Source organism: Tessaracoccus lacteus, assembly GCF_029917005.1.
GTDB lineage: Bacteria > Actinomycetota > Actinomycetes > Propionibacteriales > Propionibacteriaceae > Arachnia > Arachnia lactea.
Map to the genome: position 1 here is coordinate 2,611,887 of NZ_CP123967.1, position 22,567 is coordinate 2,634,453.

General features: G+C 68.1%; 23 protein-coding genes. 5 read left to right on the top strand and 18 right to left on the bottom strand.

The features are described from left to right. The 12 genes from QH948_RS12175 to pduA form a co-directional block, all read right to left on the bottom strand. Entirely contained in the window at positions 1 to 933 is a 933-nt protein-coding gene (locus tag QH948_RS12175) for a flavoprotein (RefSeq protein ID WP_281144630.1), read from the bottom strand. Next, on the bottom strand, positions 930 to 1,757 hold the full coding sequence (gene eutJ, locus QH948_RS12180; protein ID WP_281144631.1) for an ethanolamine utilization protein EutJ: 828 nt from the start codon (positions 1,755 to 1,757) through the stop codon (positions 930 to 932). The genes QH948_RS12175 and eutJ overlap by 4 nt, the downstream gene beginning before the upstream one ends. Continuing rightward, on the bottom strand, positions 1,754 to 2,389 hold the full coding sequence (gene pduL, locus QH948_RS12185; protein WP_281144632.1) for a phosphate propanoyltransferase: 636 nt from the start codon (positions 2,387 to 2,389) through the stop codon (positions 1,754 to 1,756). Before pduL ends, eutJ begins: the two co-directional genes overlap by 4 nt. Positions 2,390 to 2,391: 2 nt before the next feature. Then, a complete protein-coding gene (locus tag QH948_RS12190; RefSeq protein WP_219082998.1) occupies positions 2,392 to 2,664 on the bottom strand; it encodes a BMC domain-containing protein in 273 nt (90 codons plus the stop codon). Between the two features lie 3 nt (positions 2,665 to 2,667). After that, positions 2,668 to 3,138, bottom strand: coding sequence for a BMC domain-containing protein (locus tag QH948_RS14245; protein WP_438874100.1), 471 nt, complete (start codon positions 3,136 to 3,138; stop codon positions 2,668 to 2,670). After that, positions 3,138 to 3,500, bottom strand: a complete 363-nt coding sequence (locus tag QH948_RS12200) for a glycerol dehydratase reactivase beta/small subunit family protein (protein ID WP_281144633.1) — start codon at positions 3,498 to 3,500, stop codon at positions 3,138 to 3,140. Before QH948_RS12200 ends, QH948_RS14245 begins: the two co-directional genes overlap by 1 nt. Further along, positions 3,497 to 5,308 carry a diol dehydratase reactivase subunit alpha gene (locus QH948_RS12205; RefSeq protein WP_281144634.1) on the bottom strand — a complete coding sequence of 604 codons (1,812 nt, stop codon included), beginning with the start codon at positions 5,306 to 5,308 and terminating at the stop codon, positions 3,497 to 3,499. The genes QH948_RS12200 and QH948_RS12205 overlap by 4 nt, the downstream gene beginning before the upstream one ends. Before the next feature lie 107 nt (positions 5,309 to 5,415). Continuing rightward, complete coding sequence (locus tag QH948_RS12210; RefSeq protein ID WP_281144635.1) at positions 5,416 to 5,955, bottom strand: diol dehydratase small subunit; 540 nt, start codon at positions 5,953 to 5,955, stop codon at positions 5,416 to 5,418. Positions 5,956 to 5,965: 10 nt separating this feature from the next. Then, positions 5,966 to 6,634 (bottom strand): propanediol/glycerol family dehydratase medium subunit, encoded by a 669-nt coding sequence (locus tag QH948_RS12215; RefSeq protein WP_281144636.1) that lies wholly within the window; start codon positions 6,632 to 6,634, stop codon positions 5,966 to 5,968. Between the two features lie 14 nt (positions 6,635 to 6,648). Further along, entirely contained in the window at positions 6,649 to 8,310 is a 1,662-nt protein-coding gene (locus QH948_RS12220; protein ID WP_281144637.1) for a propanediol/glycerol family dehydratase large subunit, read from the bottom strand. 10 nt (positions 8,311 to 8,320) lie between these two features. Continuing rightward, positions 8,321 to 9,100 carry a propanediol utilization microcompartment protein PduB gene (pduB, locus tag QH948_RS12225; RefSeq protein WP_281144638.1) on the bottom strand — a complete coding sequence of 260 codons (780 nt, stop codon included), beginning with the start codon at positions 9,098 to 9,100 and terminating at the stop codon, positions 8,321 to 8,323. Positions 9,101 to 9,108: 8 nt separating this feature from the next. Beyond that, positions 9,109 to 9,384, bottom strand: coding sequence for a propanediol utilization microcompartment protein PduA (pduA, locus tag QH948_RS12230; RefSeq protein ID WP_219082984.1), 276 nt, complete (start codon positions 9,382 to 9,384; stop codon positions 9,109 to 9,111). Between the two features lie 191 nt (positions 9,385 to 9,575). Between pduA and QH948_RS12235 the strand changes: the two genes are divergently transcribed. From QH948_RS12235 to QH948_RS12250, 4 genes are read left to right on the top strand one after another with little or no spacing between them, the layout of a single operon-like run. Beyond that, complete coding sequence (locus tag QH948_RS12235; RefSeq protein WP_281144639.1) at positions 9,576 to 9,920, top strand: BMC domain-containing protein; 345 nt, start codon at positions 9,576 to 9,578, stop codon at positions 9,918 to 9,920. A gap of 5 nt (positions 9,921 to 9,925) precedes the next feature. After that, the gene (locus tag QH948_RS12240; RefSeq protein ID WP_281144640.1) at positions 9,926 to 10,372 is read left to right on the top strand and encodes a EutP/PduV family microcompartment system protein; all 447 of its coding nucleotides are present in this window, start codon (positions 9,926 to 9,928) and stop codon (positions 10,370 to 10,372) included. Continuing rightward, positions 10,345 to 11,685 carry a PocR ligand-binding domain-containing protein gene (locus QH948_RS12245; RefSeq protein ID WP_281144641.1) on the top strand — a complete coding sequence of 447 codons (1,341 nt, stop codon included), beginning with the start codon at positions 10,345 to 10,347 and terminating at the stop codon, positions 11,683 to 11,685. The genes QH948_RS12240 and QH948_RS12245 overlap by 28 nt, the downstream gene beginning before the upstream one ends. Next, a complete protein-coding gene (locus tag QH948_RS12250; RefSeq protein WP_281144642.1) occupies positions 11,682 to 12,791 on the top strand; it encodes a 1-propanol dehydrogenase PduQ in 1,110 nt (369 codons plus the stop codon). Before QH948_RS12245 ends, QH948_RS12250 begins: the two co-directional genes overlap by 4 nt. Before the next feature lie 68 nt (positions 12,792 to 12,859). Here the strand turns inward: QH948_RS12250 and QH948_RS12255 are convergent, their stop codons facing one another. From QH948_RS12255 to QH948_RS12270, 4 genes are read right to left on the bottom strand one after another with little or no spacing between them, the layout of a single operon-like run. Then, positions 12,860 to 13,885 (bottom strand): ABC transporter substrate-binding protein, encoded by a 1,026-nt coding sequence (locus QH948_RS12255; protein WP_281144643.1) that lies wholly within the window; start codon positions 13,883 to 13,885, stop codon positions 12,860 to 12,862. A 43-nt stretch (positions 13,886 to 13,928) separates the two neighbouring features. Continuing rightward, complete coding sequence (locus tag QH948_RS12260; RefSeq protein WP_281144644.1) at positions 13,929 to 14,747, bottom strand: ABC transporter ATP-binding protein; 819 nt, start codon at positions 14,745 to 14,747, stop codon at positions 13,929 to 13,931. Then, on the bottom strand, positions 14,744 to 15,790 hold the full coding sequence (locus QH948_RS12265; RefSeq protein ID WP_281144645.1) for a FecCD family ABC transporter permease: 1,047 nt from the start codon (positions 15,788 to 15,790) through the stop codon (positions 14,744 to 14,746). Before QH948_RS12265 ends, QH948_RS12260 begins: the two co-directional genes overlap by 4 nt. Further along, the gene (locus QH948_RS12270; protein ID WP_281144646.1) at positions 15,787 to 16,782 is read right to left on the bottom strand and encodes a FecCD family ABC transporter permease; all 996 of its coding nucleotides are present in this window, start codon (positions 16,780 to 16,782) and stop codon (positions 15,787 to 15,789) included. Before QH948_RS12270 ends, QH948_RS12265 begins: the two co-directional genes overlap by 4 nt. A gap of 136 nt (positions 16,783 to 16,918) precedes the next feature. Between QH948_RS12270 and QH948_RS12275 the strand changes: the two genes are divergently transcribed. After that, complete coding sequence (locus QH948_RS12275; RefSeq protein WP_281144647.1) at positions 16,919 to 19,471, top strand: glycogen/starch/alpha-glucan phosphorylase; 2,553 nt, start codon at positions 16,919 to 16,921, stop codon at positions 19,469 to 19,471. 979 nt (positions 19,472 to 20,450) lie between these two features. On the opposite strand, the gene QH948_RS12280 is transcribed toward QH948_RS12275, so the two are convergent. After that, a complete protein-coding gene (locus tag QH948_RS12280) occupies positions 20,451 to 21,869 on the bottom strand; it encodes an HNH endonuclease signature motif containing protein (protein WP_281144648.1) in 1,419 nt (472 codons plus the stop codon). A 174-nt stretch (positions 21,870 to 22,043) separates the two neighbouring features. After that, complete coding sequence (locus QH948_RS12285) at positions 22,044 to 22,502, bottom strand: hypothetical protein (RefSeq protein ID WP_281144649.1); 459 nt, start codon at positions 22,500 to 22,502, stop codon at positions 22,044 to 22,046. Positions 22,503 to 22,567 lie beyond the last annotated feature (65 nt).

The following is a 22,567-nucleotide window of genomic DNA, read 5'->3' on the forward strand; positions in this document are numbered from 1 at the left end:
TCAGTGCTCCCTCTCGATGATGATGTTGCGCGCCGCCGCGGTCTCGCGGGCGAGCGCGGTGATGAGCGCGCGGCTGCCGATACGCAGCGTGGTGCCGGGCTCCAGCGTCTTCACGATCCGGTCGTGGATCAGCCGCTCGGGGCAGGAGACCGGGTCGTTGAGCTTGTCGAAGCGCGTTGAGCCTGTCGAGACGTCCCCTTCGACAGGCTCAGGGCCCTTCGACAGGCTCAGGGAACCGGCTGGGCTCAGGGAACCGGCTGGGCTCAGGGAACCGGGGTTGTCAGGGCCCTTCGACAGGCTCAGGGAACCGGCTGGGCTCAGGGAACCGGCCGGGCTCAGGGAACCGGGGTTGTCAGGGCCCTTCGACAAGCTCAGGGAACGGACCGCCTCGTCGAGCGTCTCGGACGAGGCCAGGGTGACGCCGAAGGAGGCGAGCGCCTCGAGATTGCCCTGCAGCATGCGCGAGTAGCCGGCGGGCAGGTCGGGGAACCAACCTCGCTTGTCCGGGGTGTCTCCGCAGGCGTTGACGGACAGGACGACCGGCTTGTCGAACATGATGAACTCGGCCATCACGTTCGAGGCGAGGCAGTCGCCGATGCCGTGTGCGACCTTCGCGACCATGTTCACGGTCGCGGTCGGGATGATCAGCATGTCGTGGCCCATCACGAGCGATTTCTCTGCCGGGCACATGCCGATGGACTCGATGGCCTGCTGGTCGAGGATCTTGGATGCGGAGTGGGTCTGGGTCCAGTCGAGGTTGACAAGACCCGTCGCCTTGAGCCGCCGCAGCGACTCGAGCGAGGCCTCGAACCCGAGCAGCGCGCCGGTGAACAGCACCAGCGCATTGCGGGGCTGGGGGCGCGCTGGGGCCACGTCGGCGAGCACCTCGACGACGACCTGCCTGATCAGGGAGCGCAGCTCCTGCTCTGTCACCTGTTCCTCCTCATCGCCGTTCCCAGCGGGGTGGGGAACAGCGGCTCGTCCGGCCGGGTGACGGGGCGCCGGAGGACGCCCTCGAACACGGCCGGGGACTGCGGGTAGGAGCTCGAGCCGCCCACGAGGTAGACGGGGAACTCCTCGTAGCCGACCGTCGCCTCCGCGGCGATGGTCGCCATCTTCTCGAGCGTCGGGCGGATCAGGCCGATCACGAGATCGCCCTGCGCGGGGTCACGCTTGAGCTGCTCTGCGGCCTCGTAGTCGATGCCGAGTGCGCCCGAGATCACCAGGGTCATGTGGTGGCCACCGGTGGCCTGGTCCACGGATTTCAGCACCTCGGAGTCCCGCAGGATCGAGACCCCGGTGGTGCCATGACCGACATCGATCACGACGCCGTCGGTGACGCCGAGCGCCGTAGCCGCGGCGACGGGCTCGTCGACGACCTCGGACGCCTCGAGCCCACATGCCTCCAGCACGTTGGTGAACACCTTGGTGGTGCCCGCGTCGATGCCCGGAGGAATCGCGACCGCGGCCTCGCGGAACGTGACGCCGAGCTTCCCGGCGAGCGTGTCACGCAGCTGACCGACGGCCCTCACGGCCCCCAGCCAGTCGACCACGACCCCGTCACGGACGACCGTCGAGCGGAGCCAGGCCCCGCCGACGGGATGGTCGTCCCCGTCGACCACGGCGAGCACGATGTTGCCCGTGCCGAGGTCGACGCCCAGCCGGCACGCGCCGCTGGGCGCGACCGTCCGACCGGACCGCACCTGGCGGGCGAACCGGTCGAGCTGGGACGTGGGCGTCGTGGTCATGGTGCTCATCTCGGGCAGATCGTCACGTAGTCGCCGGTCTTGGCGCCGATGGCGTTGGCCTCGTCGGTGTCCAGGTGCAGCTCGAGGAGGTAGGAGTCCTTGACCCGCACGAGGAAGTTGTCGAAGCGGCCGCCGCGCTCTCCCGGGAAGACGACGCTGACGCGGTCCTGGTCCTTGAGCCCGAGTGCCTCCGCATCGGCGGGTCCCATGTGGATGTGTCGACCGGCGACGATCGCCGCGTGGTCGAGAGCGACGCGTCCTTCGGGCCCCTCGATCTCGATCGGCGCGGCCTCAGACAGGTGCCCGGACTGCGCCATCGGCGCGTCGAGGCCGAGCGCACGGCAGTCGGTGCGGCTGAGCTCGACCTGCGTCGCCGACCGGTTCGGACCCATCACGCGGACCCGCTGGAACGACCCCTTGGGGCCGTGGATCGTCACGGACTCCTCCGCTGCGAACTCCCCGTGCTGCCGGACGTACTTCTTCACGACGGGTCGGTCGTAGCCGAACAGGGTGGCGAAGTCGGCGTCGGTCAGGTGCACGTGCCGGTTCGAGATTCCGACGATGACCTTCGTCGGGTCGGCCTCGTTGAACCTGGCGACGACGCGCTCGACAATGGTGGAGATCAGCTGCGCTTCGGACATGATCAGACCTGCGGGAGCAGCTTCTCGACGTCGGCGTGCGGCCGCGGGATGACGTGCTGCGAGACGAGCTCACCGACGCGCGAGGCTGCTGCCGCGCCCGCGTCGACGGCGGCCTTGACGGCACCGACGTCGCCGCGGACCATGATCGTCACGAGGCCGGAGCCGATCTTCTCCTGGCCGACGAGGGTCACGTTGGCCGACTTGGTCATGGCATCGGCCGCCTCGACGGCGCCGACGAGACCCTTGGTCTCGATGAGGCCCAGTGCCTGGCTCATGGGTTACTTCCTTCCGGTCGTGGCCTTGGCGGCCGCGGTCTTCCGCGCGGTGGTGGCCGGGCGGGTCTTGGGTGCCGCAGACTGTTCGTCGGCGGTGTTTTGGGGGGTGTCCTCGACGACCTCAGTGACGTCGGAGTCGAGCACCGCGGTGGGCACAGGCTCCGGCTCCGGTGGGGGCGTGGGGGCGGTCCAGCCGCGCGTGAGCTTGTTGCCCACCAACGGCTCGATCTGGTCGTTCGGCCGCGGGATGACCAGCTTGCTGACCACGCGGTTGATCTTCGCGGCCGCGACGGCGGCGGCGTCGATCGCGGCGGAGACGGCGCCGACCTGGCCGAGGACCTTGATGGTCACGAAGCCGCCGCCCTTGGCGAGTTCGTAGCCGACCAGGTCGACGTTTGCCGACTTGCAGGCGACGTCTGCCGCCTCGAAGCCGGCCGCGAGGCCGACGACCTCGATGAGTCCCAGTGCTTGCATCAGTGGTTCCTTTCCGGTGCGCTTCGAAGTGGGATGCGTTTGACGATCCGGGCGGCGTTCGAGCCGATGACCCGGTCCTGTTCGGGGCATTCGCCGAGGAACTGCGCGATGTACGGACGCCCCTCGTCGAGCTTCTCTGTGGTGGTGACGACGTAGTCGAGCGAGACGCCCAGCCCGATCCCCAGCCGGGAGGAGACGGCGGCCTCATGCGCCAGCGTCAGCGGGTTCAGCTCGTCGAAGCGGTGCACCTCGACCGGCACCCCTTCCTCCTCGATGCCGAGCAGCAGCGACGTGAGGGCAGGCTCTGGGACCCGCGCGTTGACGTGGCACAGGATGGCGGGCGGGGTCGGCTTTCTCGTCATTTCCGCTGCTCCGCGAAGCTCAGGGCGAGCCCGGTGGCGACCGCGTTGCGCGGCCCCTCGGTGCCGCGGATGTTGGCCCGGCCAGCGACGACGCGGTACTCGGCCAGCGCGTGCGTGACGAGCTGCGGGATCTCGAAGTCGAGGGCAGAGCCTCCGACGAGCACGACGAAGTCGATGTCGCGGACGTTGTCGGTGGGGCTGACCTTACGCAGCGCGCGGATGGCGTTGGTGACGAAGACACGCTCCTTGGCGCGGATGCGCACCTGGCGGATGGCCTCGACGGGCAGGCTGAGGTCGAGCGGGACTAGGCCCTCAGGCTTCAGGATGACTGTGCGGGCGTAGACCTGCGGGGGCAGCGGCTCGTCGAAGAACTGGACGGTGCCGTCCTCGTGGCGGATGTTGAAGACCGTCTCGACCTTGGCCAACGGGTACCGCTTCACGTCCTCGGCGGTGTCGAAGGTGTCGAGGCCGAGCTCCGACTGGATCATGAGTGTGACCATGTTGCCGGCCCCAGCCAGGTGGATTGACGTGCCGGTTCCGTCGGAGCGCATGACGGACGCGTCCGTGGACCCGGCTCCCATGTCGAGGATGGCAATGGGTGCGGCGGTGCCGGGCGTGGTCAGCGCGCCCCGGATCGCCATGTCGGCCTCGACGCCGCCGACCTCCACGTCGATGCCGAGCTCGGAGGCCATGTGCTGCGCGATCTTCTGCATCTGCAGCCGGTCGGTCTTGACCATGACGGCGATGCCGACGGCGGCCTCCATCGAGAACTCGTTTGCGATGCCGCCTGCGACCTGCTGGGGCACCTGGGTGTCGACCGCGAGCAGGTCGGTGATGTTGACGTCGCGTGGCTGCAGGTTGGTGAGCTGCGCCATGGTGACGCGGACCTTCTCCATCATGCCGCCGACGTTGGTGCCCGGCTCGCCGACGACGTCCGTCACATGGCGGACCTTGCCGACGGCGTGCATGATCTCCTCGGCCCCGCGGTCGACGTCGACCTCGGCCTTGGTCGAGTCGCCGAGCACCGTGAGCCTTCCGGCGGGAATGCGGCGCTCCTGCACGTCGCCCTTGGGGGTCTTGATGACGACCGCCGAACGGTTGCCGACCAGAGAACGGGCGAGCGGGACGACCTGCTTGGTGTCCTGCGCGTCGAGCCCGAAGAGGGTCGCGATGCCGAAGGGGTTGGCCAACGTCTCGACGATGCGGCCGACCTCGGCCACCTCGATCGCGGCAAGCATGCCGAGCGGGACCTTCTCGATCAGGCCGACCTCGTCGACGATCGGGATCTTGCGGTCGAGCCGGTTGTGGACCAGGACGCCGTCATCGGCCTGCAGGATGGCGCCGGTCACGTCGACGTGGGCCTCGTTGATGCGTCGCGCGACCTCGTCGTAGGCGAAGGAGCGGTCGGCGACGACGATATACGGCACGCCGACGGGCGCGGTGGCCAGGTGCGCGATGTCGATGGTGGTGCCGACTCCGATGCCGAGCCCGCCGGGCGTCGCCGGGTTGTGGCCGATCATCGTCGACTCGGTGATGATCGTCTCGGTGATGGTCTCCATCGCGACGTCGCCGATGACGGGGGCGGCCTCGTTGATGCGCACCAGGTCGAGGTCGGCGAGCTGGCGGCCGCCGTTCTTCAGCGCGACGTTGAGCGCGTGGAAGATGCCCTGGATGTTTGCGTCGGTGCCCTTGATGCCCGTGGTCGGGATCGTCGAGCTGGCCAGGAACGTGAGCTTATCCCCGTCCGCCTCAGCGAGCGCGACCTCCGTTGTCGCGTTGCCGATGTCGATACCGGCGATCAGGCGCATGCTTCGTCCTTCAAATTCTGTGGGTGGGTCGTCGATGACCCGGGGTGTGAATGTGTCCCCGGTCGGGCCTGTGGGGGGGCAGGTCCGACCGGGGCACAGAATGGGTGTCAGTCGACGCGGAGGCGTCCGCGCGACTCGTAGACGTCGGCGGCCTCCCGGACGAATCCGGCGGACACCTTGGCACCGTAGGTGCCCTCGAGCTCTGCGGCGATGTCGTACAGCTCCGCCTTGGTGGAGCGGTACGGGCGCAGGGCGTTGTAGATGGCAAGCAGTCGCTCGTCGGGGACTGAAACGAGCTCGGCGGCGCGACGCATGTTGCGCGCCAGCGGGCTACGGCCGGAGTCCTCGGCGATCTGCGCCTGGAGCTCAAGGGTCTCCGCGGAGATCTTGAAGTCCGAGGCCTTCAGCTGGCCGCTCTTCAACTTGTCGAACGTCAGGTCAGTCAGCCCGAGACCGGAATCGGTCTTGACCAGCTGGGGGTTCTTCTCGGCGAGCGGGTACTCCGCCACACCGACCTTCCGTCCGGAGGACGCCGGGGTGGCAGCAGCCGCCGCGGGGGCCTTCTTCTCGAAGGTGACGTTGTCGTTGCCGCCGAGGTTCTTCATGACCTCGGACATGATCTGTCGAATCAGTTGCTCTTGATCCATGTCGCTTCTCCTAGCCGAAGCTGATCTGAAGCGCCTGGGGCTTCTTGTTCAGATCGCAGAGGGTCGTTTCCTTGTTGTGCAGCAGCGCCGCCTTGGCCTGGTACTTCGGCCGGGCCATCTGGTCGTTGCGGATCGGCACCGGGGCGGGGTTCTCGCCCTTGGCGTACTTGGCGGCGTTCTTGCCGATGGCGCGGAACGTCGCCTCGTCGATGAGCGGGGACTGGCTGAACAGCTCCACGTTCGACAGCGGCGGCAGATCCTTCTGGTGGATGACCGTCGTGCCGCGCGACTGGATGCCGATGCCGATGCCCGAGCCGGACAGCTTGGCCGCCTCGTGGGCGACGAAGCCGACGTCTGCCGTCTTGTAGAGGCGGACGAAGCGGTACTTCAGGCCCTCCTCCTCGATGCCTGCGCAGATCTCCCGGAGCACCGCGGCATGCGGGATGCCGATGATGGTCTCGTGGATGGTGCTGCTGAAGGCGGGCGACAGCGCGATGACGACCTCCTTGGGATCGGTGCCGCGCTGGGCGTCGCCGGTCTCGGTGATGCTCAGGTTTCCGCCGACCGTCGGCGTCTTGGTGGCGACGCCGCCACCAGCGGGGGCCGCCGAGCCGCTCGACTCGGCGACGACCTCACGGATGACCGTCTCGATGAGACTCTTCAGTGTTGCTTGGTCCATGGCAGTGATCCTCCTCAGATGCTTTCCGGGCTGATCGCCTGGCGGATGGTCTTCAGCCGGTCCCACTTCTCTTCCGAGATCTGGTAGCCGGTCTTCGGCCCCGCGTAGTCGTTCAGATTGTTGACCGCCGAGTTGATCTCCCACTTCTCGTTGAAGATCGCCGACGTGTGCAGGTAGTCGCCTGCGACACGGTGCTTGAGCAGGTTGAACACTGCCTCGCCGACGTCCTCGAAACCGCCGGCGATGAGCGCCTTGGCAACGTCGAGGCCGGTGACCTCGCGGGCCATCATCTCCTCCGCAGCCTTCAGGTCCTCCACGACGTTGCGGGCGGGCATGTCCTTCGACCCGTTGGCGTAGGTCGCGGCCTCCACCTCGGCGTCCGTGATCTCCGGCAGGCCGAGCTGCTTGAACGTGGCCTGGATCGCGCGGGCTGCCTTGCGGCGGATCGCAACGACCTCCTCCTCGCCGGCAGGCAGCAGGCCGCCGTCGATGTGCAGGTCACGCTGCAGGATGATCCAGTCGTCGAAGTCCTCAGCGTCCCAGTTCGAACCGGCGAACATGTTGTCGTAGTTCGGGGTGGCCGAGTAGCCCGAGCAGATGAAGTCCGTGCCAGGCACGAACTGCATCAGGGTACGGGCGACGCGACGCAGGTCGGAGTGGGTGAAGGTCTGGTCGTTTGACGACGCACACTCGAGGTCGAGCATGATCGCGATCAGGTTCTCCGCCAGGATCGCGCGGATTCCCTGGGGAACGGCGGCGGGCACGCCGACGCAGCTCACGGATCCGTTCTGGGTGCCCTGGGAGCCGGCGGCCTTCGTGACGAACAGACAGCGGGACTCGAGGTAGAGCATCGACTTGCCCTCCGCGAAGCCCATCTGCACCTCGGAACCCGTGCCGGACGTGAATCGCATCTTCAGGCCGCGGGACGCGTAGCAGGAGGCGAGGAACGCCTTCGACCACGGGGTGTCGTCGCCATCCATGAACACGGCCTCGGTGCCGTACACCGAGACGGTCTCGGCGTAGGCGGTCAGACCGCGCATGCCGAGCTGCAGCTCCGTGGCCTCCTCGACCGCACACTGGGTCAGGATGCCGGGGCGTCCGGTCTGCGCGCCGACCAGGATCGACAGCGCGTTGAACGGGGCGTAGCGCACGACGCCGACGGTGGTCTCCTGCTCGGCGAAGCCACGGATGGCCGCCTCGGCGGCGTCCGCCGCGATCTGCACCGGGTTGTCGGCCAGGTTGGTGACGTGGCACTGGTTGGCTGGCGTCTTGCGGGCACGCATCTTGGTGACGGCGCTCATCAGCTCCAGGACGCTCATCTGCGAGACGACCTCGGCCGCCTTCGCGGGCGTCATGGCGGTGGTCAGCGGGACGAGCGTGGCGCGCGGCACGTTGATGTCGCACAGCATGTGGGCCAGCTGCACCGAATCCATGGCGTTGACCTCGGCGGCACGGTCGAGGTTGATGCCGTAGTCGGCGATGAACGTGTCGAGCATGTCGAACTCGGCGCGGGTCTTGCCGTCGAGCTCCACGACCTTGCCGCCCTCGATGCGGATCGAGGGCTTGGGGTCATTGGGGCCGTCCATGGCGATGAGCCCGACTTCGGGCCATTCGGTGACGTAGCCGTCCTGGTTCACAGGTCGGGCGTCGAGCACCTCAAATCTCTTGGACTTCACGTTGACGACCTCAGATGTAGGGGGTGGTGGTCGACTCGGGGTAGTCGCCGAGGGCTCCGAGGAGCTGGCGGCCGACCTCGCGGGCGGCGATGATCGCCTGGCGCACGGCACCGGAATCACCGGAGAAGGCGGAGATGACCTCATTGGAGAAGCTCGTGCCGGAGGCAGGGCTGGAGTACGCGACGACGTCGATCGTCGAGGCCTTGACCGCCGTGTCTGCGAGCACGACGCCGATCGCGGCGGGGGCGCCCACCGTGATGCCGAACGACTTGCCGAGCGGGGCACCGAACGCCTTGTTCAGGGCGTGGCTGGCGCGGGCCGTGTACTGGAACTCCAGGTGGCCTGCGTCGTTGCCGTACACATCGCCGAACGTGCGGTCCAGCTCCGACAGCGCGACCTCGACGGCGCGGCGGGCGTCGGAGACGTCCTCGGCGCCGAACACGATCAGGGAGCCGTGACCAGCGCCACCCTTGGTGTCGCGGGGCAGCTCGATTGTCAGGATCTCGGTGTTGGTGGCCTTGACCGCCTCGTCGGCCGCGAAGATGTGCGGGCCGGCGCCGGTGCGGGCACCCAGAATGCCGATCGAGCGGTACTTCTTGTCGAGCCCCATCATCTCGTGGAGCTGCGGGTCGACGTTAGCGATGACCAGGCCGATCGTGTCGCCGAGCGCGTTGGTGCCGACGAACTCGGTGACGCCGGGGCGGGTGCCGGCGGCGGGGGCGGATGCGGCCTCGGGTGCGACCTTCTTCATGACCTCGGCCATGACCTTGTTGATCAGATCTTCAGACATGACTCAGCTCACTTCGCCGCGGGGAGCAGCTTCTCGACGTCGGTGTGGGGGCGCGGGATGACGTGGCACGAGACAACCTCGCCCACCTTCGCCGCGGCTGCCGCACCAGCATCGGTCGCGGCCTTGACCGCGCCGACGTCGCCTCGGACCATGACGGTCACGAAGCCGGCGCCGATCTTCTCGCTGCCGATCAGCTGGACATTGGCCGACTTGACCATCGCATCGGCGGCCTCGACCGCACCTACGAATCCTTTGGTCTCGACCAGTCCGAGTGCTTCCTGCATGTTGGACTCCTTCGTCTCGTTTTCCCAGGGATGGGGTCACTCGTCGACAAGGGTAGGCAGGGATCAGATACACGATCTGAGACTGTTGTTACACAATCCGGCCTCAGCCCGGGGCCCCATTGAGCCACCCCGGACCCCTGTCTAGAGTGGCGTCAGAAGCAACGACGCGGAGGTGTGCCCTCATGGATCCCATGAGCGACAAAGCGAGGATCATCCAGGAGTTCGTACCTGGCAAACAGGTGACCCTCGCGCACATCATCGCGAACGCCGACCAGCAGCTCTTCGCCAAGATCGGGCTGATGGACAAGACGGCAGGATCCGTTGCCGTCCTCACCCTGACCCCCGGCGAGGCCGCCATCATCGGCGGCGACATCGCGACGAAGTCGTCCGCGGTGCAGCTCGCCTATGTCGACCGTTTCTCCGGTTCGCTGCTCCTTGTGGGGCAGCTCTCCGACATCGAGACGGCCGTCCGTGACGTCGTCGACACCCTGCGTGACGTGCTCGGTTTCACCCCGGCCCCCATCACGAGGACCTAGTCGCGGTGCGGCACATCCTGCTCATCGGCAGCGTGGGCGTCGGCAAGACCACCCTGCGCCAAGCAATCCACGGGGAGGATCTCGACTACGCAAAGACGCAGGCGATCGAGGTCAAGGCCGGCGTCGTCGACACCCCAGGTGAGTTCCTCGAATCCCGCTTCTACAAGCACGCTCTGATCACCGCCAGCTATTCCGTGGACACTGTCGTCCTCGTGCAGGCGGCCGACGAGCGCGGCACCCGCTTCCCCCCAGGCTTCTCGACGGCCTTCAACAGGCCCGTCATCGGTGTGATCACCAAGAGCGGCCTCGGCACCCCCGAGACGATCCACGAGGCCGAGGGGCAGCTGCGGCTGGCCGGCGCCCGGGACGTGTTCATCGCCGATGCCTTCACCGGAGAGGGCATGGACGAGCTCAAGGAGATTCTGTGTCAACCATCAACATCGGCGATCTGACCACCCACGAGGTGACAGATCTGAGGCAGCTGGTCGACGTCGACAGGCTGCAGCAGATCCAGGACGAGTTCGCGGCCGAGACCGGGCTGGCGATGATCACTGTCGACTCCATGGGATCGCCCGTGACAAGGGCATCCGAGTTCAGCGAGTTCTGCCAGTTCCTGCGCCGTGACCCCGCGGTCCGCCGCCTCTGCTACACCTGTGACGCGCACGGCGGTTTCCAGTCCTCACTCGAGGGGCGACCCGTGGTCTACCAGTGCCACGCGGGGCTCGTGGACTTCTCCGTGTCCATCACGACGGGCAACCGCTTCCTGGGGGCGGTGCTTGCGGGTCAGGTGCTACTGAAGAGCGGCCAGGACAAACTGCAGCAGCTGCTGACGGCGAAGGAGGCCTGGCGCGGGGACCCGGAGATCGAGGAACTGACGCGCAACCTCAAGGTCGTGGACCTGGAGAAGCTCCACAAGGCAGCCGACGCGATCATCTCGCTCGCGAACGAGACCCTCGGCAGGGCACACCCCACCATGGTGATCGCGTCCGGGCCCTACCTCGGACGCCTGCCGGGCATCCCCAGTGCCACCGGGCACGACCGCACCGTGCTGGCACCGCTGTTGGAGGGCCGCAGCAAGGCGCTGCCTTTGATGCCCATCGAATCGCCGCCCTCGACGCTGGACTCGGCCCGTGTCGCGCGAAACCTCCACCGTCGCAAGGTTGCCGACAACCTGGAGATCGTGAGCCGCCACCTCGACGACCTGCTGCCTCGCTGGAGCCAGAAGATCCCGCGCGACGACCTCACGCCCTTCGAGGACATGCTGATCGGTGTCGCCACCAGCGAGGGCCTTCAGTACGGCCGCGACCTGACCGTGGAGGTCATGCGGAACCGGGGCAGCCGCCGCTCCCCCATGAACCGCTACGAGTGTCAGCTGTACTGCGAACGTCTCGTCATCAAGCTGCACGACCTCGTCGAGCCGCGACTGACGGTCAAAGACCGCACGGTCGACACGCTCATCAACGAGATCGAGAAGGACCCCACGTCGTTCCTGACGGTGCAGAGCGCCGCGAACTACCTGGTGCTGTCGGAGTCGCACTTCGCGCGCCAGTTCAAGCAGCACACCGGGCACAGCTTCAACTCCTATGTCTCGGCCAAGCGCCTCGACCGAGCCAAGCTGCTGCTCGCACACACCACCAAGCCCGTGCTGAGGATCGCGACCGAGTTGGACTTCCAGCCGGTCAACTACTTCTCGCGCTGCTTCAAGAAGCACTTCGGCATCACGCCGAGTCAGTACCGCAACCAGTTCTCCGGAGGAACCGCATGAGCACCTTCTCGCTGCACACCGAGATCCACTTCGGGAACGGCTCGTTGGAGGAGCTCCGGGCCTACTCCACCGATCGCGTGCTGCTGGTGACGGACGAGTTCCTGGCGACGACAGGGCTGTTCGCACAGGTCCTGCACTACCTCGGGCCGGACACGACGGTGTTCAAGGAGGTCGTCCCAAACCCGACGGTCTCCCTGATCGCGAAGGGGGTGGCCTGCTACCTGTCCATCGAGCCCGCCGTGGTCATCGCCCTAGGCGGCGGCTCGTCCATCGACGCCGCGAAGGCGATGCACAAGGCCGCCCTCGACAGTGGCTTCGGCGCGCCACTGGGGCTTGTCGTGGTGCCGACGACGTCGGGGTCCGGGTCGGAGGTGACGAGCTTCGCCGTCGTGACCGACGAGGCCACCCACGCGAAGCTCCCGATGATCTCCCGCGACATGCTGCCCGGCGTCGCGATCCTCGACCCGCAGTGCGTGGTCGGCGTGCCGCCCAAGGTCACGGCGGACTCCGGCATGGACGTGCTGACGCACGCTGTCGAGGCCTACGTCTCGACCGCCGCGAGCGACTTCTCGGATGCGTGCGCCGAGAAGTCCGTACACCTCCTGTGCGCAAACCTGCAGCGCTGTTACGACGAGGGCACGGACCTGTCAGCCCGCGAGCGGATGCACAACGCGTCGACCCTGGCCGCGATGGCCTTCAACAACTCGAACCTCGGCATCAACCACTCCCTCGCCCACGCCCTGGGGGGCCACTTCCCCGTCGCGCACGGGCGACTGAACGCCATGCTGATGCCGCACGTCATGGCCTACAACGCTGACCGCAGCGAGCGCGCGGCGACGAAGTACGCGTGGCTGGCGCACCTTGTCGGCAAGTCCACGGGGCCGAACGTCAAGGCCGGTGTGCTGTCGTTCATCACGGCCATCGAGAAGCTCAACAAGGCGCTGGGCATCCACCCCCGGCTCGCCGACGAGGGCATCGACCCGGCCGAGGTGCGCGCGAAGCTCGACGAGATGGCCGAGCAGGCGCTGGCCGACACGTGCACGCCCACCAACCCCGTCGCGCCGACGCATCAGGACCTGGTCACGATCCTGCGTCAGCTGCTCTGAGCCGTCAGCTGGCGTAGCGGGCCGCGCCACGGGCCCTGGCCTTCGCGGCCTGGGAACTGACCGGAGGGTCAGGAGGTGACCTTCTTCGACTCCTTCAGGATGTCGGTCAGCCTGGTCATCTGCTCTGCCTGCGAGTGGTAGTCGAACGCGGCGACGCCCCACTCGTGGGTCTGGCCCGCCGTCAGGGCCGGGTGATCCGCGAACGTGGCCTGCTCAGCCAGCTCGTCGGCCTGCATGCCCTCCTCGCTCAGCAGCAGCACGTCGCCGGTCATCATGTCAGCGGCGTTCTCCCAGGTGTAGATGTCCCAGTAGTAATCGCCGTCGGGGTTGAGGTTGGTGTAGGTGACGCCGAGCTCGGTGTAGTGGGCCGTCTCGGGCTCGTCGGCGGGCTTGACCAGGTAGATGCCGCTGGCGTCGGCGTACATCTGGGTGACCTCGAGGTCGCTGGACCCTGCGGTCTCCGTCAGGGCGGTGACTGCCGCGTCGTACTCGGTCCTGGCCTCGGCGATGCGGTCCTCGGAGGCGCCCAGCGCGGTGGCGAGCTTGTTGAAGCTCTGGGTGACGTCGGCGCCGCTGCCGCCGATCTCGATCGCGACGATCGGCGCGATCTTCTCCAGCTGGTCCTGCTGCTCACGGTCGGCGAAGGCGTACAGGGGGCCCTCGAGGTCGAGCGTGCCCTCACGGTCGGTCGGGTAGATGCCGGTGACGATGATGTCGGGGTCGGAGGCGGCGAGCGCCTCGAGGTCGATCTCCCCGTAGCTGTTGCCGACGATGGCGGTGTTCGAGATGTCGTACTCGGAGAAGCGCTCGTCCGTCGCGACGTCCATGCGGCCGAAGATGGCGGTCGGCGTCACGCCGTAGCTCAGCAGGCCGGCCGCGTAGTCGGCGAAGGCCGCGATGTTCGTAGGCTGCGCGTCGAGCTCGACGGTCTTGCCCGTGTCGTCCGTGAAGGTCCAGGGGCCGGAGGCCGAGGAGCTGACGGCGGCCGACGTGTCGTCGGTGGCGGTGTCGGTCGAGGAGCAGGCCCCGAGCGTGAACGCCGCGGTGAGGGCGAGGATGCCGGCCAGGCGGCCGACCTTCGAGATGCGAGTCATGCGGATTAAGTTAGCAAAGGCTTCCCTAATGAGGAAACGCGGGTCAGGCGGAGCCCAGCTCCTGACCCTCGCGCAGTAGTGGCACCACCAGCGGGGTCTCGCTGACGGGGTCCGGGATGACGAGCGCGCGCAGCCCGAACGACTCCTGCAGCGTCTCGGGCATCAGCACGTCCCACGGGGAGCCGTCGGCCGCAACGCGGCCGTCGGCGAGCAGGATGAGCCGGTCGCAGTAGCGGGCGGCGAGGCTGAGGTCGTGGAGCACCATGACGACGGTCGTGCCGCGGTCGCGGTTGACCTGCTCGACGAGGCTGAGCACCTCCACCTGGTGGCCGAGGTCGAGGAACGTGGTGGGCTCGTCGAGCAGGACGGTACCCGCCTGCTGCGCGAGCACCAGCGCGATCCACGCCCGCTGCAGCTGGCCTCCTGACAGGGAACCGGCGTCGCGGTCGGCGATGTCGGTCAACCCCGTCGCCTCGAGCGCCTCGTCGACGATGCGGGCATCCTCGGCGGTCCAGGGTCGCCAGAGGCTCTGGTGGGGGTGCCGTCCGCGAGCCACGAGGTCCCGCACGCTCGTCGCGGCCGGGGTGAGCGGCTTCTGCGGCAGCAGGGCAAGGCGGCGGGCAACGGACCGGGTGGAGACACCCGTGATGTCTTGGCCGTCGAACGCGATGGTGCCCGCCGTGGGCTTCAGGATCCTGCCGAAGGCCTTCAGCAGAGTGGACTTGCCGCAGCCGTTGGGACCCAGCAGGCCGGTGATCCGGCCCGGCTCGATGGCGATGTCGAGGTCGCGGAACACGACGTTGCCCTCGTAGCCGAGGGTCACACCTCGCGCCTCGAGTGCCGCAGTGGTGTTGACGGTCATGCTGTGGTCTCCTTATGTCGACCGCGAATGAGAAGCCAGATGAGGTAGGGCGCGCCGACGATGACGGTGATGACGCCGACGGGGAGGCCGGGAGCGACGGCCCGGGCGAAGGAGTCGCCGCCGAGCACGATGATGGCGCCCATCAGGGCGGAGGCCAGCAGCGGCGGGCGGGAGACACGTGCCACGCGACGGGCGATCTGTGGCGCGACGAAGGCCACGAACTCCACCGGGCCGCTGGCCGAGACCGCGACGGCGGTGAGCACGGTCGCGACGAACAGCAGCAGGAGGCGGTGCAGCTGGATCCGCACGCCCAGGCCGACCGTGAGCTCGTCGCCGAGCTGCGCGATGTCGAGGTTGCGTGACTGGCTCAGCGCGACCGGGGCCAGGATCAGCAGCGCCAGCGCGGCCGGCCACACGCTCGCCCACGAGACGCCCGACAGGCTCCCGACCATCCACTGCGCGGCCTGCGCCGCGTCGGTGATCTGCGCACGGGCGACGAGGAAGCTGGTGATGCCGCCGAGCGTGGCGGTGGCTCCGATGCCGATGAGAATGAGCCGGTAGCTCTCCACGCCGTCACGCCAGGCGAGCCCGTAGACCGCAGCCGACGCGGCCAGCGCGCCGACGATGGCAGCCAGCGGGATGCCGATGGAGCTGAGCGTGCTCGCCACGGCGTAGGTGCCGCCGCCCAGCACGATGGCGGCGACCGCGCCGAGGCTGGCGCCGGAGGTGACGCCGAGGATGTCGGGAGAGGCGAGCGGGTTGCGCGCGAAGCCCTGGGCGAGGGCTCCGGCCATGCCGAGGCACAGCCCGACGACGAGGGCCGCCGCCACCCGAGGCATGCGCAGCTCGAACACGATGAGCTGCATCTTGGCGTCGCCCTGCCCGAACAGCGTGGCGACGACGTCGGCGGGCGTCAACGACGAGGAGCCCACGACCAGACCGGCGACGACCAGCGCGGACAGGACGGCGACGAAGGCGGTGTCCGTGACTACGCTGCGCGCGGCGCGGCGACCGCTGGTGACGGATGTGCTGGCGATGCTCACAGCGCGGCCACCTTCACTCGTCGGACGATCAGGATGAACACGATGCCCCCCAGGACGGTCAGGACGACGCCGACGGGCACCTCCGCAGTCCCGTCGCCGCCGGCGGTGCGGCCGAGCACGTCGCTCAGCAGGAGCACGACCATGCCGATCAGGGCCGACGCCGGCAGCAGCGAGGCGTGGTTGCCGCCGACCATGGACCGCGCCACGTGCGGGGCGGTCAGGCCGACGAAGCCGATGGGGCCCGTGATCGCGACGGCGCTCGCCGTGAGCAGCGTGACGGCCGCGAGACCGACGAGGCGGGCACGGACGAGGTTGACCCCGAGCCCGGTGGCGAGTTCCGTGCCGAGCGCCAGCGCGTTGAGCGACGACACGTTCAGGCCCGCGAACACCGCCCCGAGGGCGGCGAGCAAGGCCGCGGCCTCGATGCCGTCGAGGCTGCGTCCCGAGAGCGACCCGACGACCCAGATCCGGTAGGCCGCAAGCGTCGTCTCGTCGCGGAGCACCAGCAGCGACGTGAGAGCCACCAGGAGGGAGGACACGACGGTGCCGGCGATGGCCAGCGGGACGGGGCTGCTGAGGTCGCGGCCGAGCGCGGCAACCGAGAAAACGACCACGCTGGCGACCAGTGCTCCCACCAGCGCGAAGCTCAGGGTGCCGAGTACCGAGGTGACGCGGAACAGGTACACGCCGGCCACCACGGCCAGGCTCGCGCCCGCAGAGACACCCAGCACGCCGGGGTCCGCAAGTGGATTGCGGGTCTGGCCCTGCATGACTGCTCCCGCCAGTCCGAGCGCCGCCCCGACTAGGAGCCCAAGCACCGTGCGGGGAACGCGCGACCCCCAGACGACAGAGCCGGTGTCGTTCGCGCGATCTACAAGGGCCGCGACCACCTGGGACGCCGAAATGGGATTGCTGCCGACCATCATGGAGAAGATGGCCGCCAGGGCGACGAGAACCAGCAACGCGACGAGCACGATGAGGGTTCTAGCCACTGGACGGGGCTTGGACATGTGCGGCAGCTTAGTGTGCCCTAACCTCGTCGCGAACTCCGGCTCCACCACGAGTTGTTACGCGCACGTCACCTCCCCGCAAACCAGTGATTAACGCCCCTCGACTAATGTGGGGGGTATGTCTGAGAACGTGCGCACTGACCAGCTTCCGCTGGCCGACGAGTCCCCGACCACCGAATCGCGTGATCTGGGACCCTCCGGGAACCCGACCCACCCGTTGGCTACCGCCCCCGTCGGCGCCCCGCCCCACTCCGTCGACGGATTCGTGAAGGAGTTCCTGCACGAGCTGAACACCAACCAGGGTGTCCCGCTGTCGATGTCGTCCGTCAACGACCAGTACATGGCGCTGGCGAGCACCGTCCGCAACTACCTGATGGCGCGCTGGCTCGAGACGAACCGCAAGGTGCACGAGAACAAGCCGAAGACCATCGGCTACCTCTCCGCCGAGTACCTGCTTGGCCGTCAGCTCGGCAACGCGCTGCTCGCGACCGACCTGAGCGACATCGCCGAGAAGGGCCTGGCCCTCTGCGGCATCGACATCGCGACGCTCCGCGCGCAGGAGGTCGAGCCGGGCCTCGGCAACGGCGGCCTCGGCCGCCTCGCCGCGTGCTTCATCGACTCGCTCGCCACCATGGACGTGCCGTGCGTCGGCTACGGCATCCGCTATGAGTACGGCATCTTCCGCCAGACCTTCGTCGACGGGCGCCAGGTCGAGCAGCCCGACACCTGGCTGTCGCTCGGCTCGCCGTGGGAGTTCCCGCACCCGGAGGCCTCCGTGCAGGTCGACTTCGGCGGCCACACCGAGCGCTACATCGGCGAGGACGGCCGCGAGCGCGTCCGCTGGGTGCCGGCGTGGAACGTGCTGGGCGTGCCCTACAACTACATGGTCCCCGGCTACCTCAACGGCCGCGTGAACACGCTGCGCCTCTGGTCCGCGCAGGCCACCAAGGCCTTCGACCTGCAGATCTTCAACTCCGGCGACTACGCGCAGGCCGTCCGCGCGCAGACGTTCGCCGAGAACATCTCCAAGGTGCTGTACCCGGAGGACTCCACGCCCCAGGGCAAGGAGCTGCGCCTCCAGCAGCAGTACTTCTTCGTCGCCTGCTCGCTGCGTGACTTCATCGACCACTCGCTGGAGGACGGCTTCGACCTGCACAACCTGCCGGAGCGCATCACGTTCCAGCTGAACGACACCCACCCGGTGATCGCGGTGCCGGAGCTCATGCGCATCCTGATCGACGAGTACGACTTCGAGTGGGACGAGGCGTGGGACGTCACGAGCCGCTGCTTCGCCTACACGTGCCACACGCTGCTGCCCGAGGCGCTCGAGGTGTGGCCGACCGACCTGCTCGGCCGCCTGCTCCCCCGCCACCTCGAGCTGATCTACCAGATCAACGACCACTTCCTGGCCGAGGTGCGCGAGGCCTTCCCCGGCGACGATCTGCGGGCCCACCACATGTCGATCATCAGCCACGGTCAGGGCGTGCGGATGGCGTTCCTCGCCACCGTCGCCGGCACCAAGGTCAACGGCGTCGCCGAGCTGCACTCGCAGCTGCTGCGCGACAAGGTGCTGCCGGACTTCTCCGCACTGTGGCCGGAGAAGTTCACCAACGTCACCAACGGCGTCACCCCGCGTCGCTTCGTCCGTCTGTCGAACCCGAAGCTCTCGGAGCTGATCAACGACACCATCGGCAACGGTTGGGTGACGGACCTCGAGCGCCTCAAGGAGCTTGAGCCCTACGCCGACGACCCGGAGTTCCGGGCCCAGTTCGCCGAGATCAAGGCGTGGAATAAGCACAGGATCGCCGACCTGCTGCGCGCCCGCGACGGCATCGACCTGCCCGACGGCCACCTGGTCGACGTGATGGTCAAGCGTCTGCACGAGTACAAGCGACAGTCGCTGAAGCTACTGCACATCGTGTCGCTGTACGAGCAGGTGCTCTCCGGCAAGATCGCCGCCTCTGAGGTCATGCCCCGTACCGTCGTGTTCGGCTCCAAGGCCGCCCCCGGCTACGCCATGGCGAAGGAGACCATCCACCTGATCAACAAGGTGGCCGCGACGATCAACGCGGACCCGATCCTCGAGGGTCGCCTGAAGATCGCCTTCCCGGCGAACTACAACGTGACCCTCGCGGAGAAGCTGATCCCCGCCGCGGACCTTTCCGAGCAGATCTCGCTCGCCGGCATGGAGGCGTCCGGCACCGGCAACATGAAGTTCGCCCTCAACGGCGCACTGACGATCGGCACGGACGACGGCGCGAACGTCGAGATCCGCAAGCTCGTCGGCGACAAGCACTTCTTCCTGTTCGGCATGTCCGAGCCGGAGGTCGCCGAGCTGGGCGCACAGGGCTACAACCCGCACTCCTACTACGACGCGAACCCGCAGCTGAAGGCCACGCTGGACCTCATCTCGTCGGGCGTCTTCTCGAACGGCGACCGGCACCTCTTCGACATGGTCGTGGAGAACCTGAAGAACCAGGACCGCTTCATGGCGCTGGCCGACTTCGATTCCTACGTCGCAGCGCAGGCCAAGGTCGAGGAGCGCTACGCGGACCAGGATTCGTGGATGCGTTCCGCGATCCTCAACATGGCCCGCACCGGCTACTTCTCCTCCGACCGCTCGATGCGCGACTACCTGCAGCGCATCTGGCACACCACGCCGATGCTCTGACGCGCTGGGGGACCCGAGGTACAGACCCGAAAAACGGTCAGTGGTCGATTCTCCCCGGTCAGGTGCCGAAAATCGGTCGCAGGGCACCGGCGCCACCCTTGCCGACAGACGCCATCCATGCCGACAGATGCCACCGCCATGGCGGTGGCATCTGTACCGGAGGGTAGCGTCGGTCGGTGAGGGTGGCGTTTGGGCCTGTAGCGTCGCCGACAGAGGCAGGTGCCGGCAGCTCGCTGAGCACTTCGACAGGCTCAGCACATGCTTGTCGAGTCGCCCTGAGCGCGACGAAGGGAAGCTCCGCCCGGCCAGGCCCCTCGCCCCCTTGAGGCACCTCCACAGGCATGTGCCGAGCCTGTCGAAGTGCTCGGCAAACCCGGCATGAGCGCGACGAAGGGAAGCTCCGCCCGGCCAGACCTCTCGCCCCCTTCGAGGCACCTCGTCAGGCATGTGCTGAGCCTGTCGAAGTGCTCGGCAAACCCGGCATGAGCGCGACGAAGAGAAGTCCTGCCCGGCCAGCCCCCTCGCTCCGCTCGAGGCACCTCGACCAGGTCGGGCGGGCTGAGCCTGTCGCAGCGCTCGGTGAACCGGGGCTGAGTCCGTCCTAGCTCGGTAGCGATGGCCCGCCCGCGGCAGAGCACGGTGAATCGGCTCGTTGAGCACTTCGACAGGCTCAGCACATGCTTGTCGAAACGCCCTGAGCGCAGCGAAGGGAAGGTCATGCCCGGGCAGACCTCTCGCCCCACTCGAGGCACCTCCACAGGCATGTGCTGAGCCTGTCGAAGTGCATGTGCTGAGCCTGTCGAAGTGCTCGGCGAACCGGGCATGAGCGCGACGAAGGGAAGTCCCGCTGCGCAGAGCTCGGAAACCAAGCCCGTCGAGGTCGGGAACCGGGACCAAGCCCGTCGAAGCTGCGGCAGACCTAGGCCAGGAAACCCCACCGTAAGCCCGGCCCGCCCGCTGCCCGTCTCCCGCGAGAGGGTCAGCCGGTGTCCGGCTCCAGGACGACGGGTCTTCGGGTCTCAGGATCGATCACGATGCGCCAGCCGTCGCGGCTCTCGACGCCGTCGGTGCGGGTGGGTTCCAGTTTGGCGTGGTGGAACGGGCACAACAGCGCCAGATTCTCCAACGACGTCGATCCACCTGCCCACCACGGAACGAGGTGATGCCCTTCACACTCGGCGGCCGTCGCCTCGCAGCCGGGGAAGATGCAGCCCCCGTCGCGGATCACCAGCGCCTGTCGTAGCGCCGGCGTGACCCACCGCTCCGCCCTGCCAAGGTCGAGCAACTCGGAGCGTCCACCCAGCACGACGGGGATCACGTTCGCGTCGCAGGCGATCCGCCGCATCTCCCCCGCTGGGATTCTCTGGCCGGACGCCAGGACGCCGCCCGCGTACGACTGGCTCAGCAGTTCCTCGTAGCTGACCGTCACCACGAGCGTCGGCCGCGCCCCCGCACCAGAGGGAACAGGTGTTGGACGCGGCCCCTGGGCCGCTGACATAGGTGTCGGCCGGGCGGGTGCCGCAGGCTCGACGGCCACCACGGAAGCCCCGTCACCCGTCGCCCCAACGGCCGCCGCGGGAGCCTCGTCACGCCCCACGGCGCCAGCCCTCACCGTCATGACTGCGACCAGCGCGTCGGCCTGGCGCTGCTGCCAGGTGGGGGTCAGGTCACGGTGTCGCTGACGGCGCTCGGCCCGCTTCCGATCCGCGACCTCCGCGGTGATCGCGTTCACCACTATCTCCGCCTCAAGCGTCGGCAGCGACCCCTTGATGAACCAGGAACCGGGATGCTCGGGATCAGGCCCGTACACGAGGTGGCGACGCTGGAGAGCCCGCTCACGCTGCCGACGCAGCCGCGCGTCGACCTGAGCGGCCGTCGGCAGCAACTCCGGAGCCACCGCCTGCAGCACCTCGTCGTGACACTCGGCCACCTGACGCGGGGTGGCGCTCCGCGCCTTCTCCAGGAGGAACTCACGGGCGCTGACCCGCTGTTCATCGGTCAGCACACCGGGCAGCCCGCCCAGCGCCTCTCCGATCCCGATCGCATGCCCCGGAGACAGCTGACCCTCCACCACCCGCCGCGCGACCTCCTGGTGGCTCGTCATCCGTCCCGCCTCAGAGATCGACCGCTGCGTCACCCGCCGGTCGAGATGCTCCTCACGACCCAGCAGACTCGACAGCTGCGTCCCGCTCACCACCTCCGCCGAGCCACGCTCCTCGGCCTCCGAGATCAGGCACGCCTCCAGCCCCGCCAACCGGTCCTTCGCCCGGCGCACCTGCCGCAGCAGGTCCAGCCGTTCACGATGGTCGATCCCGGCGCGCTGGGAGTGATCGATGGAAGACAGCGCGCTGGCGATCGCGGCCAACGCCGCGCCCGTCGACAGCTGCTCATCCCCCATAACGCGAGGCTACGGACCCCCACCGACAGTTTCTGAACGGATAGGTTCGATTCGGAGGCCGTTCACTCATGGCGAACGGCTGAGGGCGTAACCCCTTGTCAAACGTGCGCAGCACAACAACGAGGCCGCCACCGGTTGCCCGGTGACGGCCTCGCTGGTGCCGGTTCGGCGGTCTCAGTAGGCGGGTCCGTCATCGGCGGCTTCAGAGGCCTCAGGGGCTTCGGACTCGGCGGCGGGGGCCTCGGCACCCTTCGTCACCTCGGGAGCCGGGGCACTATCGCGACCCGCGCTGCGGCCACGGTCGGCCAGGTCACGGAAGCCACCGGCGATGTCGGCGACGAGCTTGTCGAGCTGGCTGCCGAGCTGGGTCAGGAAGCCGCTGGTCGTCTGGGCGTCCTCGTCCGGGTGCGCCGTGGCGTACTGCTTCTTCTGGTCGTCGTAGAACTCGCGGGCCTTGGAGCTGACGAGGTCGACCAGGCCGACGGTGGCGTAGGCCGTCTCTGTGGCTGCCTTCTTCAGGCCCTCGGCCAGCTGGTCGACATCGCTCTTCTGCTCGGGCTCACGGAAGTCCTTGGCGTCCTCGGCATCGACGATCGGGGTCTCCGCCGTCACGTCGTCGTTCTTCTCGGTCATGGGGCACTCCTTCTGCGCTGTTGCTTCAAGTCTGCCCGCCGCCAGGCGCGATCGGGAGCGGGAGG